At 60.4% G+C, this 12,962-nt stretch carries 13 protein-coding genes; 4 read left to right on the plus strand and 9 right to left on the minus strand.

Translation table 11 applies throughout. From position 1 onward, the window contains the following. Nucleotides 1-198 precede the first annotated feature (198 nt). Nucleotides 199-459, minus strand: a complete 261-nt coding sequence (locus SPICUR_RS05465; RefSeq protein WP_023366884.1) for a hypothetical protein — start codon at nt 457-459, stop codon at nt 199-201. Between the two features lie 25 nt (nt 460-484). Next, a complete protein-coding gene (locus SPICUR_RS05470) occupies nt 485-2,899 on the minus strand; it encodes a DNA/RNA helicase domain-containing protein (protein ID WP_023366886.1) in 2,415 nt (804 codons plus the stop codon). 83 nt (nt 2,900-2,982) lie between these two features. Here SPICUR_RS05470 and SPICUR_RS05475 point away from each other — a divergent pair, with 83 nt between their 5' ends. Further along, the gene (locus tag SPICUR_RS05475; RefSeq protein WP_023366888.1) at nt 2,983-4,704 is read left to right on the plus strand and encodes a class I SAM-dependent methyltransferase; all 1,722 of its coding nucleotides are present in this window, start codon (nt 2,983-2,985) and stop codon (nt 4,702-4,704) included. A gap of 18 nt (nt 4,705-4,722) precedes the next feature. Here SPICUR_RS05475 and SPICUR_RS05480 read toward each other — a convergent pair whose 3' ends face one another. The 3 genes from SPICUR_RS05480 to SPICUR_RS05490 all read right to left on the minus strand — a co-directional run bounded on the left by SPICUR_RS05480 (nt 4,723) and on the right by SPICUR_RS05490 (nt 8,963). Beyond that, nucleotides 4,723-7,890, minus strand: coding sequence for a DUF3427 domain-containing protein (locus SPICUR_RS05480; protein ID WP_051373298.1), 3,168 nt, complete (start codon nt 7,888-7,890; stop codon nt 4,723-4,725). A 265-nt stretch (nt 7,891-8,155) separates the two neighbouring features. Beyond that, a complete protein-coding gene (locus SPICUR_RS05485; RefSeq protein ID WP_148291321.1) occupies nt 8,156-8,437 on the minus strand; it encodes a hypothetical protein in 282 nt (93 codons plus the stop codon). A 139-nt stretch (nt 8,438-8,576) separates the two neighbouring features. Further along, nucleotides 8,577-8,963 carry a gamma-glutamylcyclotransferase family protein gene (locus tag SPICUR_RS05490; RefSeq protein WP_023366894.1) on the minus strand — a complete coding sequence of 129 codons (387 nt, stop codon included), beginning with the start codon at nt 8,961-8,963 and terminating at the stop codon, nt 8,577-8,579. A gap of 34 nt (nt 8,964-8,997) precedes the next feature. On the opposite strand from SPICUR_RS05490, the gene SPICUR_RS05495 reads away from it, so the two are divergent. Further along, nucleotides 8,998-9,336: a tRNA-binding protein gene (locus tag SPICUR_RS05495; protein WP_023366896.1), complete on the plus strand. Its 339-nt coding sequence runs from the start codon at nt 8,998-9,000 to the stop codon at nt 9,334-9,336. 107 nt (nt 9,337-9,443) lie between these two features. On the opposite strand, the gene SPICUR_RS09740 is transcribed toward SPICUR_RS05495, so the two are convergent. The 4 genes from SPICUR_RS09740 to SPICUR_RS05510 form a co-directional block, all read right to left on the minus strand. Further along, on the minus strand, nt 9,444-9,704 hold the full coding sequence (locus SPICUR_RS09740) for a type II toxin-antitoxin system RelE family toxin (RefSeq protein WP_076742139.1): 261 nt from the start codon (nt 9,702-9,704) through the stop codon (nt 9,444-9,446). Beyond that, nucleotides 9,691-9,924, minus strand: a complete 234-nt coding sequence (locus SPICUR_RS05500) for a glucose-6-phosphate isomerase (RefSeq protein ID WP_023366900.1) — start codon at nt 9,922-9,924, stop codon at nt 9,691-9,693. Before SPICUR_RS05500 ends, SPICUR_RS09740 begins: the two co-directional genes overlap by 14 nt. Nucleotides 9,925-10,002: 78 nt before the next feature. Further along, entirely contained in the window at nt 10,003-10,866 is an 864-nt protein-coding gene (locus tag SPICUR_RS05505; RefSeq protein ID WP_041382301.1) for an alpha/beta fold hydrolase, read from the minus strand. Nucleotides 10,867-10,964: 98 nt separating this feature from the next. Continuing rightward, complete coding sequence (locus SPICUR_RS05510; protein WP_023366904.1) at nt 10,965-11,387, minus strand: secondary thiamine-phosphate synthase enzyme YjbQ; 423 nt, start codon at nt 11,385-11,387, stop codon at nt 10,965-10,967. 54 nt (nt 11,388-11,441) lie between these two features. Between SPICUR_RS05510 and SPICUR_RS05515 the strand changes: the two genes are divergently transcribed. After that, the gene (locus SPICUR_RS05515) at nt 11,442-11,993 is read left to right on the plus strand and encodes a histidine phosphatase family protein (RefSeq protein WP_023366906.1); all 552 of its coding nucleotides are present in this window, start codon (nt 11,442-11,444) and stop codon (nt 11,991-11,993) included. Between the two features lie 34 nt (nt 11,994-12,027). Next, nucleotides 12,028-12,906, plus strand: coding sequence for a hypothetical protein (locus SPICUR_RS05520; protein ID WP_023366908.1), 879 nt, complete (start codon nt 12,028-12,030; stop codon nt 12,904-12,906). Nucleotides 12,907-12,962 lie beyond the last annotated feature (56 nt).

A 12,962-nucleotide genomic window follows, 5' to 3' on the forward strand; every position in this document is an offset into this window, starting at 1 on the left:
CCCGGATCGCTGTAGACCTCGCCCATACGGTGCTGCAGACAATGATGGCTCGGCGTGGCGAGCGCCTACTATGGCTGGGACCGTCGCTACGGGTTGGTCGCCAGTATGGGCGGCCGAGGCAACGGCTCGGCTCATGCGATGGTGGGAAACTTAGATAGGGCGTAGGGATCAGGCGGGTGAGGGAGTGTAGCGAAGCAGTTAACGGGGGCCGTCCCCATCGTCACCTGACGAGCGATTCAGCAACCGGTCCACGGACTCGTTGTGGCGCCGGACGGTGTGATCGCCCCAGATCATCGCCGCGATCCAGCACAGCACCGGGCCAATGACCGTGCCCGCGCTTGCAAGCGCCACCAGAATCAGCACGATGGCCCCTGCCGCGCTGGAGTAAAAAACGCCGAGAGGCCCAAAGAGGAATGTCAGGACCGCGGAGGTGGTGCGGGATTTCTGGCGCAGGTTCATGGGGGCTCCGGGTGTTCCTAAACGTCTAACCGACTGTCGCCACGTACTCGGCCAGCACCCGCAGATCTCCGACCTCGTCCGCCGACTCGAAGACGATGTCCTCATAACCCGGGGCGGTGGTCTCACACGCAAGGACGATTCGCTGGTGCCGCCAGCCTTCCCCGTCATCAGCCGGTGCCTTTTCACTATGATAGCGCTTGACGGTCAGTCCGGAACCGGTATCCGGATCCTGGATATCGCGATGCTGGACGAGGACGATTTTGCCCTCTCGAGTGCCACCGGGGCTGGCGCGGAACAGGCAGAGAGAACCATTGGGAATGCGCAGGTTCATGGACTCACCCACCACGCGCATGACGAAGTGATCCGCTCGGGCGTTAAACAACTCCGGCAATTCGACCCAGGTCTGTGAGTCGATTGGGCTGCTCTGGCGCACCGGTGAGTCGGCAAAGGCCCCGGCCGCGGCAGTCATTTCCACGAATGGCACGGCGTTGTCCGCGGGAGTGACGTCCGATGCGTCAAGGAAAACCACATTGTCAGTGTCAGGCCCTTCAGGGTGGACTCCCGACCTCGTGGGCGCGGCAATGGCCTCCGCCGCGCGGGCCTGGAACCAGGCCTGCGTCTCGGTATCGGTGCAGTAGACAAGGCAACCCTTCATTCCACGGCTCATGAGCGTGCGGTAGGTGTTGCGGATGATGCGGTCCGCCCTTGCGGTCGCCTCGGCAGGATCGGTTTCGAACAGGGTCTTATGACCCCGCAGGGAGCGATCGGTTTTTGCCCGCGCGGCCGGTTGTGTGACGATTTCACCGTTTCGCACCACCAGGTCGGGGCCGATGATCACCCCGACATAGTCCATCTCCAGCCCCTGCACAGTGTGGATACAGCCGACCTGATCAATGGAGTGTGCCCGCTCCAGATATCGCCCCTCGTCCTCATCAAGATTCCAGGCCATGGCGAAGCCGGCCTCAGGGAATTCGATATCAGCGACGCCCGGCGTCTTTCTGCTCACCCAGTCCCAGCAATAGCCGGCCACCACCCGCGCCTTGCTGCCGGCGCGATCCAGCTCCACCACCCGCCGCTGTAGCTCACCCGGGGAGTCCACCACTTCGAAGTGATAGGGCACGCCCTCGAGATCATCCTGAGCGGTCGGCCGAATCCCCAACAGCTGATCAAGCCAGGCCAGATACCCATCCGAGCCATTACAGCGGAACTGTGACTGCAGCACCATGCGCTGCACCGTGGCGTCAGCCTGCGCCGCCCAGCGCTGAATCTCGGCAATGGACCCGGCGTCCGGCCAGGTGACCTGCTGGTCTTCGTCGATCAAGAAAATGCTCGCCTTCGCCGCGCGGATGATGTCGCGGGTCTGATTGGTGCCGGCTTTCTGGTACTGCGAGCGCTCCTTGATGCGGTGGCCTTCGTCGACGACCAGGGCATCCATTTCATCGTCGTCGGCCCCTGCATAGGTGCCCGAGCCCTTGAACAGGTTATCGAAACGGCTTTTCTTGAGTGTCCCTGTCAGGCGGGCCTGATAGACCTGGCGGGGCGCGCGATTGGGAGTGACGTAATGGGTGATGAGGCCACGGTTGATGAGCTCAATCAATAGATTGATGGCCACCACCGACTTACCCGTACCGGGACCCCCCTCCACGATCAGCACCTGCTTGTGCCCGGCGTTGGCGAAGTTCACAACCTCGAGGGCCGTCTCATAGGCGAGCTTCTGATCATCGATCATCAGGAACTCGCGCTTGCCACGCATGAGATTCGAGAGCGACGCCGCCAGAGCCCGGGACGGCCGGATGCGGCCATGCTCGATGCGGTAGAGCGTGCGGTTGCGATCACCGGCTTTGACGTACCGCGCAATGAATTCGCGGAGCTTCTGCGGATCGTGCTTGAGAAAAACCGGGGCGCGATCGAGATGCATTCGGTAATGCTCGTCACAGACCCCGGTTCGATCGACACAGTTATGCAGATAGGCGCATGCCTCCAGACGGATCGTCTCGTCCTGCACCGTAGCGTTGAAATCCTGCAGCAGCGAGGCATAGCTCCAGGCCTGATAGGAAGGGTGCGTCGTCTCTCTATCGCTTCCGCCCAGCCAGGTGCGGACAATGGCATCCTTCGATGTCGCCGTCACATCGCTCCACTGCTTGAGCTCAATGATCACGCAGACGTCCTGACCGCTGTCATCGGTGCCCGAGACAATGAGGTCGACGCGCCTGGAGGTCTGCGGGATCCGATACTCGATCGCGATGCCGGCGTCATCCGGGACGATCCTGTCCTCGAGGACGTTTTTCATGCGCAGCAGTGATTCCTCCCAGGACCTGCGCTCGCTGTCACTGACGCTGCCCTGCCCGGACTTTTGCATTGTGTCGAGAACACGGTCGGCGATCCGATTATCGCCGACGTCCCTCAGAAATCCCGGCTTATCGCTGGTGTAGACGAGCATCCTGCTCCTCCGACTCGACGCCTGACCTGGCCTGTACGCCCTCAACGATACATCCTGTGCACACGGGAATCAGGGAAGAAGCCATGGCGGACTATTACTCGGATAATGCCGACGCGCTTTTCGAGCGCTACAACGCGCTCGATTTCGAGGGGGTGCATGCCGATTTGCTGTCCTCTCTGCCCGAAGTGGCCGGGGCAGCCCTGGATGTCGGCGCTGGGGCGGGCCGCGATGCCCTCGCACTGGCCAAACGCGGCTGGGAGGTTGTCGCCGTGGAGCCGGCGCAGCGGCTGCGTGGACTGGGAGAGGCTTTTACGCAGGGCTACGCAGTCCAATGGATGGATGACCGCCTGCCGGGCCTCGACGCGGTTCGAGCGCTATCAGAACGCTTTAACCTTATCCTCGTCTCGGCGGTTTGGATGCATGTGCCACCGATGGAGCGTGAACGCGCCATGCGGGTGCTGAGCGAACTGCTCGCGCCAGGTGGACGGTTGTGCATTACGCTGCGCCATGGGCCGGGAGATAGCGAGCGGGCGTTTCATCCGGTGAGCCGGGCGGAGGTTGAGCAACTGGCCCGCCAGCGGGCGTTGGTTGATATCACGCCAAGCGGCACAGGCGGGACCCGACCGGACTGCCAGGGCCGCGACGAAGTTACGTGGGAGACGGTCTGTCTACAACTGCCTGATGACGGCACCGGCGCCCTGCCAGTGCTGCGGCATATCATCGTCAACGACCAGAAATCCTCGACCTACAAGCTTGGTCTGCTGCGCGTGCTCACCCGGATTGCCGATGGTCTGCCCGGCATGGTGATCCGACGTACCGATCAGTATGTCACCGTGCCGTTGGGACTGGTTGGTCTGTACTGGCTACGGCTCTACAAACCGCTGGTCATCGACTGTCAGCTGCCCCAGACCCAGGGCAATACGGGTTATGGGTTCGCAAAGGACCCCTTCTACGCGCTTCGCCACCTTTCCGCGTTTGATCTTTGTGTTGGCCAGGCGTTTGACAGCCACACCGGCAAGCTTCTGCTGGCGGCTATTCGTGATGCCTGCCAGAACATCCGCCAGATGCCAGTACGCTACACGACCTGGCCGGGATCAACTGACCCATTGTTCATCGCCGAGCCCGCTACCACCCGTCTGCGTAATGTGCCCGTGCGACTGGATCGCGAGACGCTACTGCGATTCGGTGTTTTCCACATCCCGAGCCACATCTGGGATTGCGCGAGCCGCTATGCCTGCTGGCTGGAGCCCGCCATCATCAATGAGTGGGTCGATGTCATGCAGGGCTACGAGCTGCGCTATGACGACGGGCCGGCGCGTGGGGCACTCCGGTGGCAGACGCCGGTTCGCCGCACTCATCTGGTACGAGATCTCATCGAATCACGGCTCGCCGTTGAGCCAGCTCCCCAGTGCACATGGACGGCCACACGATTGAAGGCGAACCACTACGAGGTCGACCACGCACTGCCATGGGTGCACTGGAACAATAACGATTTGTGGAACCTGCTACCGGCGACGCGCCGAGCCAACCGCGAGAAGCGCGACCGCCTGCCCGCCGCCGGTCTGCTAGACGATGCCCACGACAGAATCGTCGACTGGTGGGCGTCCACCTACCTTAACTCTCGCTATCGGGATCAATTCATTATCGAGGCTGAGGCCGCGCTGCCCATGGTCGAAGACGCCAGTATCCCCGCGGCGGTGTTCGCCGGCTTGCAGCATCAGCGCAGGCGCCTGAAGCAAAATCAGCAGATTGCGGAATGGGTGGGTTTGAAACCCAACTCTTTAGCAAGCTACCGCTGGCCGTAATAATCACTGATGTAGAGCCTAAATCGCCTCTTGCCGGTATGCCCGAAGCTCGCGAGCACCGAGGGGCTGCTGCAGTCGCCAAACAATACTCATAGGCCGAGTGCCTTCGTGGCGTACATAGTTGATCGGCCCGAGGTACCGAAAAGGCTCAGTAAGCCCGTTATCCAATTTTTTCCCAGAGCGCACGAACAACACCGGCTGATAGCCAACCTGAGCGTGGTTGATGTAACGCTGTCCGGTCGGTGACTCGGGTGTAGTCGTTGACTGGCTTTGCCAGTGAAACAGTTCCTGGTTCAGCGCGTAGTCTTCATACAGTGTGGTAGCGGAAAAATCCTTGTCGGACTTATTGATCGTGACAAAGAGAGCATCGACATTTCGCTCCGGAACATGCAGCACGCCTTCGCGGTGAGTAAACGGAGAGGCAAAGTCGCCTTTTCCCAGAGCAAGCATGATTTGCTCTCTCGAATAACAGGCATGCAGTGCAAGCTGGCCAGTCAGCGCCGGGAAACGGAGGTGATGCACCGGAAGCAATTGATCAAGACGCCATTGGAGGATGTCTAGCAGGTCGCGCCTAAGACCAGGCTGTGCTCGCATAAACTGTAGCGCTTGCCGCCAACCACCCTCGGGTCGCTGATCACCCCAAACCAGGGCGAGGGAAAGCAGGACGGTCTCTTTATCTGAATCAGCAATCGGCTGCTCAGATTTCAACGCGTTCTGCAACGCAACCAACATGTCACGATCATCGGAAACCAGGAGCTGCCGCAACCCCAGAGTCAATCCCTTCTCATACTCGTCTAGCCCGGACTGTTTCTTCCCAGAGCCCTCTGCAATCAGGCTGGATGGCAGCCCGTGTTTCAGAACTAAGTCGGGATCATCCAGGTGCAGCCAATCGAGCATCTGGACCAGCGAAACATTCTCATCCCTCTCCTGACGTAGCTCAGCTAATTGCCTTGTGATCTGAGGACGCCGTTGCGTCAGCGTGTCACGAATATTAGCCAGCACCACCTTCGAAGCATGCTCATCAAGACGGACTAAGCAACCGGAAGGTAGCCATGGGAAACCAGCTTCAAGTTGGCGGTCTACGCGTTGATCCCTCCGGCTGCTAAGGGCACGAAAGCGGTCGGCAAAGCGAAATTGGCGGTTCTGTGGGGCAATGAAATCCAGCACCGTCAAATTAGCCTTCTCATCGTGCAACCGAAGGCCCCGACCGAGCTGCTGCAGGTAGACGGTAAGGCTTTCAGTAGGCCGTAAGAACAAAACAGTATCCACCTCCGGAATGTCGACCCCCTCATTAAAGAGATCAACCGTAAAGATGATCTGGATTTCCCGGTTGATCAGTCGGCGACGGACCGTTCCGCGCAACATATCCGGTGAGTCTGCCGTCAGCACTTCGGCCGCAACGCCCTTGGCATTAAAGTAGTCGGCCATGAATCGGGCATGCGCCTGACTGACACAGAAGCCCAAGGCACGGATGCGGGCTAGATCGGCCACATGGTCGTCTAGCTGGCGGAGAACCCAGCGCGCTCTGCGTTCATTTGTGCCAACAATTCGGTCGAGGTCTTCGGTGCGGTAACCGCCACGCGGCCATGTCAGACCGCTGAAGTCGACGTCAGGGTGATCACCAACACCGAAGTAGTGGAATGGCACCAAGTGGCGAGCCTCGACGGCATCCGCCAGGCGCATTTCATGAGTAAACCGATCACCGAAATCGCTGCGGATATCTTGGCCATCTGCGCGCTCTGGCGTTGCGGTTAGTCCGAGAAGGACCTGTGGTCGGACGTGAGCAAGAAGTCGGTAATAGGACGTGGCGGCCGCGTGGTGGGCTTCGTCAAGAACCACATAGTCGAAATGATCTGTTGACAATTGCGATAGCTCACGGGCATTCCAGCTCTGCACGGAACAAAACAGGTGCCGCGTCTGGGTGGGTGTGCGGCCGCCGACCAACAAGTCACCGAAGGATTCATCCCGAAGCACATGTCGAAAAGTGCTCATGGCCTGATTAAGAATTTCTTCGCGGTGGGCAATGAATAGCAGGCTGGGCCGACTGCCTGTACCTGGTGACTGTGAAAATCGTCGATAATCAAAAGCCGCAACCATGGTTTTTCCAGTACCGGTTGCTGCAATGACCAAGTGTTTATGCAGACCCGCCTCACGCTCCTTCGAGATAGCATCCAGGATTTCTTGCTGAAACGCGTGTGGCCGAAGGTCGAGAAAGTGCCAGTTTCGACTGCGATCGCTCGGTTTAGTGCGGCGTTCAGATGCAAGTGCCTCTTCTAGCCTAGGCAAATCCTCTAAGCCAATCGGTTCAAATTCGCTCTCGTCGGACCAGTGCGTCTCAAAGCCGGCCACGACTTGACGCCAGACATGGCTCAATTCGTGCTGACTGATTCTCGCTGTCCACTCCAGCCCTTCGTCCAACGCCACCCGTGAAACATTGGCCGACCCGACATACGCTGTACCGAAACCAGTATTGCGGTGGAAAAGGTAGGCTTTGGCATGTAGCCGAGTTCGGTGGGTGTCGAATGACACCCGCACCTCCGTATTCGGCAACTCCAGCAGAAGTTGGATGGCCTTGAGGTCCGTCGCGCCCAGGTAGGAGGTCGTCGCGATTCGCAGCCGGGGACCGCCGTCCATACTTTCCTGCTCAGTAAACCGCTGTAGGCTAGACTTCAGCGCGCGCAGTCCACTGAACTTAATAAAGGATACGAGCCAGTCGACCCGGTCAGCGCTGGCCAGTTCTTTATCAATCTGCCCAATCAGGCTTGGCGAATGCCTGGAACCGGTCAATAATCCGGATGACGCCAGCGGCATGTCGGGCCGGATTGCGGCACGCGACTTGAGCGTCTTTTCCTCCGGTCGAATGATTTCGGTCAGTTCCCGGATTGGCAGATCAGGCAATTCGTCAACTAAGCTGGCCAAAGGATGGCCAACCTGATTCAGCGCATCTTTGAGATCGGCGATAGAGGCTTCCCACGCCGGGCGGTCGCGCTCGCGCAATTCGAGCAAAGCGGCCGCAAATACACGACCCAGGTGCGCGTAGACCGCCGCTGAGATTTCTTCTTGATCCAGTTTTTCGCGCCATTTCGCGAGATCCGCCAAACCAACTCGCTCAAGCTCTTCGCGTAACGCGGGACTGGATAACCGCTCATATAGCCCGTACCAGCTGGGGTCCTCGTCCTTTATCATCATTAGCCTCAAATTCCCTAACCGAAAGACCTCAATTAGCCTGCTATGCAGACAAAAACATCATCTCGACGCCTGAAGAGGTGCCTGGTACTCCATGTATGCAGCGGCATCCTCGCCGCCGAAGTCAGATTTCCAAGATCTATTGAGCCATGGGTCTGTCACGCGTTTGGATTCTGGATCTACCGCGTTCTACTCCATGTGTTACCTGAGTGCCAGACTGCCCCACCTGAAGCAGGCGGCCCGATCAGCACCATACTCCATTCCCTCAATCCTCCCCGGACCGCCGCGTGAACGCTGGGCCAGCCGCTGAACGTATCGTAGCCTCGGCGAGTTCCCGCCGCTCCCTCAGATCTTCGAGGGCAGCCGCACCTTCCGCGGCGAAATTCGCTTCCATCGCGTCGAGATTCGCCTGCACCAGTTCCTCGAATGGGGTCTCACGCAAATAGGCGTTGATCTCGTCTAACGAGTATCCGAGGCGTGTCATCCGGTCCGAAGCAAGAATCGCATGCAACGGATTACTTTTGCCCTTTCGGTGGGTTTCACTCACGACGACCTCCGGCGCTGCTACTCCGTATTGAACAGAAGAAGGTGGCCTTCCCTGGCCAAATCCGGCGTCACAGCCCGATCGCGTTCCCTGCGGAGAGGACTCTAATGGCATGAGACGTCATATTGTGTCGCAGGTGATGCTAGCCCCGTCCAGCGGCATACCGCGCATAGTCTCCGTCCGGTATCCACGCATGTTCCGGCACTGGGCGGTTATAGCGATAGGCCTGGACTGGGATCGCCTCACCACTGGCCACAAGCCAGGCGGTCATCGCTGTACGAATATAGAGCGAGCCGGCGGGATCGGCGGGGTTGTAATCCTCGAAGGCGTCGAGCGCGGGTAGACGGGTGTCGTCCACCGCGCAGATCTCGCCGTGGACAACGCCAGCGCCGGGTACCAGGCCCGGATAGCCGCCAAGGTCGTAGAGCAGACCCGATGTTGTCGCCGCGCCCAGCGGCCGAGCATCACCCAGCAACCCGGCGCCCTCAAAACCCGGTCGCAACAGCCCGTAGACAAAAATGCGTTTCACAGATCACTCATGATAGGGCGTATATTCAGACGTCATGGACACCATCGAGTTTGAGGACTTCGCCCGCGTTGAGCTGCGCGTCGGCACGGTGATCGAGGTGGAGGCATTCCCCGAAGCCCGGCAGCCCGCCTGGCGATTGCTTATTGATTTCGGCCCGGAGATCGGCGAGCGCAAGTCCAGCGCGCAGATCACTGACCTCTACGATCGGCAGAGCCTGCTTGGCCGTCAGGTGGTGGCCGTCATCAACTTCCCGCCCAAGCAGATTGGACCATTCCTGTCGGAATGTCTGGTCACCGGCTTTCACCGGGCGGATGGGGCCGTTGTGCTGTGCGCCCCTGATGGCGCCGTCCCCAACGGCAGCCGGCTGGCGTAATCACACCCCAGTCAGCTTGTCTCCACCGCCACGGATGACCGGTCTTGGGCCTGGCCGACAACCACCCGAGAGTGGTATTCGGGAATGGCGCTGAGCGCGTTAACCCATCAGCGTCGGTAGACCCGCCTCCGATGACCGACTTTGACCACTGTCACAATCAACGCACCATCAGCAACTTCATAAAGGATCCGATATACACCCTGCCGGATCCGATACCGATGCTCACCGGTGAGCTTCTCACTCCCTGGCGGTCGGGGTTCATTGCTTAGCGCACTAATGCGCTCAAGGATTCTTGCGACGTCGGGCTTGGGAATTCGGCGCAGATCCTTCGCGACTGAACGCTTGAACTGCAGCTTATATCTTCCCATGGGTCCGCAAGTCATCCAGAAGGGCTTCGTAGGACATGGTCGGTTCGGCGACTCGGTCCTTAAAAGCGGCGAGGTCCTCCTGGTCTTCCGCTAGAGAAGATCGTACGGCCTCGTTAACAATTTCGGAGACGGTTCGACGGGTATGAGCTGCCTTGACGCGCAGGGCATCGTGCAGCTGTGGATCGAAATAAATGGTTGAGCGCCGCGCAGAGTCCGTCATGACCCACCTCCTACCTAACGATAGGCGTTAATCTAGCATCCAAACGTTCTGACGTCTCGATGTCCCCTTTACAATTTATTACCGAACCCCGGCGCGCTCGGCCGTGCGGCGGATGGCGTCGGCGACCCGTTCCGGATCGGCGTGGTGGGGCATATGCCCCATCCCCTCGACGCGGGTGAGGTTGACACTGTCGACCTCCGCCTCGAGGCGCTCGGCGTGGTATTGAAGGCCGACGGTTCGATCAGCCCGTCCATGCACCACCTCAATGGGAATGCTCAGGTTGGGATACTCCGGGACCATTGCCTCGAGATAACCCTCGAGCTGGTCGATCTGAAGCGCATTGATCTGCATTTGACTGGTCCTGAGCGTGAGACCGAACCCGAGGTGATCGAGATACCCGTCGGGCACCTCGTTGGGCTGGAACACGCGCTCAAGCGATCCCTCCACCAGGCCCCGTGGAACCACGTGCGAGATCATCGGCAGGACTACGTGCTGCCCAAGCGCCGAGGCGGAGAGCTGGTACCAGAACCCGAGCTCGCCCGGCCACGGGTGAGAGGCCGGCGCAAGAAGCGTCAGACCCGCCACGTCATCACCGGCGCGTAACGCCCAGGCCAGCGCCACGGCGCCGCCATAGGAATGGCCGAGCACGATGGGCTGATCGACCTCGAGCTGCTGCGCGGCGCGGCGTAGGAGCTCGGCCTGCTTCATCGGGCTGAGCGGCTCGCCGAGGCTGTCCGAATACCCGAATCCCGGCCGGTCGAAGGCGATCACCCGGAAGTCATCAGCCATCCGGTCAATCAGATCAAAGCTGAAATCCCGCGCGTTGCTATTCGCGCCATGGATCATCACCAGATCCTGGCCCTCGCCTTTCACAATGGCGTGGACCTGCCCCTGCGGCAGCGTGACGAACTGGCCCTCCGGACCCATCTCTGCGTGCGCCATGCGGTTCTCCATTCCGAGCGAACAGGCCGTGATCAAAAACACCCCGAGCAATCCGACTGCCAGACGGCTGATTGATCGCCGCTTCATGATCGTTGGGTTCACTCACCCTCACCCTGCAACGTCATCACCAGCGTCCGCAGCCCGCCCCGGTCGCGGTGCTCGCAAAAGTAGATGCCCTGCCAGGTGCCGAGGTTAAGCCGCCCATCGGTGATCGGGATCTGCACGCTCGCGCCCATCAGGCTCGCCTTGATGTGGGCGGGCATGTCATCCGGGCCCTCGATGGTATGGGTATACCCGGCCGGGCCCTCGGGGACCAAGCGGTTCATGCCTGTTTCAAAATCAGCGCGCACGGACGGGTCGGCGTTCTCGTTGATCGTCAGCGATGCCGAGGTGTGCCGCATGAACACGTGCAATAGACCGACGCGGAGCTCAGCGATCTCGGGCATCGCCTCGCACACCGCCTCAGTCACGAGGTGAAAGCCCCGCGGCCGGGCGAGTTCAATGTCCCGCTGAATCCACATATCGCTTAGGATACAAGACGAGTCGGATGATCAGTGAGCAAACCGGGAAAGTTGATGAAGCGGTTCGTGATCGCCCTTGGCCTGATTCTAGCCACTGCCAACGCGCTTGCCCAGGACGAGCCGTTCGCCGCCCTGCGCGATGGTGGACATGTCCTGATGCTTCGCCATGCCATTGCCCCGGGCTTTGGCGACCCGGCCGGGTTTGATGTGGACGACTGCACCACCCAGCGCAATCTCTCCGAGGAAGGTCGGGCACAAGCGAGGTCGATTGGCGAGCGTCTGCGTGCCGAGGGCCTGGGTGAGGCCGCGGTGTATACCAGCGCATGGTGCCGTTGCCGGGACACTGCCGCCGAGATGGATCTGACCGAGGCCGAGCCCCGTTTGGGGCTCAACAGCTTTTTCCAGAACCGCGAGCGGCGCGATGCGATCGTCGCGGCATTACGGGATCTGCTCGCCGGACTCGCCAATGGCCCACCCGCAGTGCTCGTCACCCATCAAGTGAACATTCGGGCAATCACGGGCCAGGGCGTGCAATCGGGCGAGGGGCTGATCGTACAGCCGGATGACGAGGGCTCAGTCCGCGTTGTCGCGCCCTTCCCGCCGTAAGGCCCGTCTGGTCTAAATGAAAAGGAGATCAAGGATGTCTATTCGGATCCTCAAACACCCACTGTTGCCTGGTAAGGCATCTGGGGCGCTGACGCTTACGCTTACACTGGCATTCTCCGGCGGTGTACTGGCGCAGACGCCTGACAGTTGGCCCACTAGCCAGGCACTCGACGCGTTCAGTGGCGAGATCAGCGACGTCGTTGGGATTTGGGCCAAGGACTGTTCGCGCCAGAACGGGGGTGAATACGTCACCGTCGTCAACCGCACGCATGCCCTGACGCTGACGGATGCGGGTACAGGCAGAGCAGTCTCTTTCAGTGAATTGCAAGACAGTTGGCTGGATCAGGCCGAAGGCGAATACCGCGTAGCCGATGGCGTTCTCTACTTCCAGGGGATCGGTCAGGAGCCGGGTAACCCGCCCGAGGAGCAGATCGCAGGTGAGCAATGCCGCGCCCTACCCGCCTCAACCAGCCTGCTGCATGGAGAAGCCGCCTCGCTGCTGCTCGCAATGCCCGCTGTGCAGGCTGCGTGCGCAGACTCACCCGCCGTGTGTGCCGATGAGCTCATGGCGGTTGGCGATGTGGCAGACACTGGAGGGCTGAATGAAGCCGATCTCTCCCGACTGATCCGCATCGCGACCTATCTCGGCACTGCAGACGGGGATGCCGACAGCGATCAGATACTCGGCGGTCAAGCCGCTTCCATCGGCCTGGCACCGATACTCGCTGACATGATCCTGCGCAGCTTTGATTATGACGCCGACCAGCAGCTTTCACTCGATGAAATGACGGCCGATCGCAGCCTGCTCAACGCCGGGTCGCTCAACGTCGCGGAAAGCTCCGGCAACCAGCTGCAGCAGAGCCTGCGGCAAGGCATGCACCGACTCGAGGGCCTGCTCCGCATGCTCCAGTGATACGTGTTGGTGGCCCTCCCTGGCCGGACCCGGCATTAAAACCGGTGGCTACTTGC

The organism is Spiribacter curvatus, from assembly GCF_000485905.1.
Classification (GTDB): domain Bacteria; phylum Pseudomonadota; class Gammaproteobacteria; order Nitrococcales; family Nitrococcaceae; genus Spiribacter; species Spiribacter curvatus.

Coding starts and splice junctions, on each gene's coding strand:
- SPICUR_RS05465 (WP_023366884.1), bottom strand. CDS start 459: ATGAACCTGCGCCAGAAATCCCGCACCACCTCCGCGGTCCTGACATTC.
- SPICUR_RS05470 (WP_023366886.1), bottom strand. CDS start 2,899: ATGCTCGTCTACACCAGCGATAAGCCGGGATTTCTGAGGGACGTCGGC.
- SPICUR_RS05475 (WP_023366888.1), top strand. CDS start 2,983: ATGGCGGACTATTACTCGGATAATGCCGACGCGCTTTTCGAGCGCTAC.
- SPICUR_RS05480 (WP_051373298.1), bottom strand. CDS start 7,890: ATGATAAAGGACGAGGACCCCAGCTGGTACGGGCTATATGAGCGGTTA.
- SPICUR_RS05495 (WP_023366896.1), top strand. CDS start 8,998: ATGGACACCATCGAGTTTGAGGACTTCGCCCGCGTTGAGCTGCGCGTC.
- SPICUR_RS09740 (WP_076742139.1), bottom strand. CDS start 9,704: ATGGGAAGATATAAGCTGCAGTTCAAGCGTTCAGTCGCGAAGGATCTG.
- SPICUR_RS05500 (WP_023366900.1), bottom strand. CDS start 9,924: ATGACGGACTCTGCGCGGCGCTCAACCATTTATTTCGATCCACAGCTG.
- SPICUR_RS05505 (WP_041382301.1), bottom strand. CDS start 10,866: ATGGCGCACGCAGAGATGGGTCCGGAGGGCCAGTTCGTCACGCTGCCG.
- SPICUR_RS05510 (WP_023366904.1), bottom strand. CDS start 11,387: ATGTGGATTCAGCGGGACATTGAACTCGCCCGGCCGCGGGGCTTTCAC.
- SPICUR_RS05515 (WP_023366906.1), top strand. CDS start 11,442: ATGAAGCGGTTCGTGATCGCCCTTGGCCTGATTCTAGCCACTGCCAAC.
- SPICUR_RS05520 (WP_023366908.1), top strand. CDS start 12,028: ATGTCTATTCGGATCCTCAAACACCCACTGTTGCCTGGTAAGGCATCT.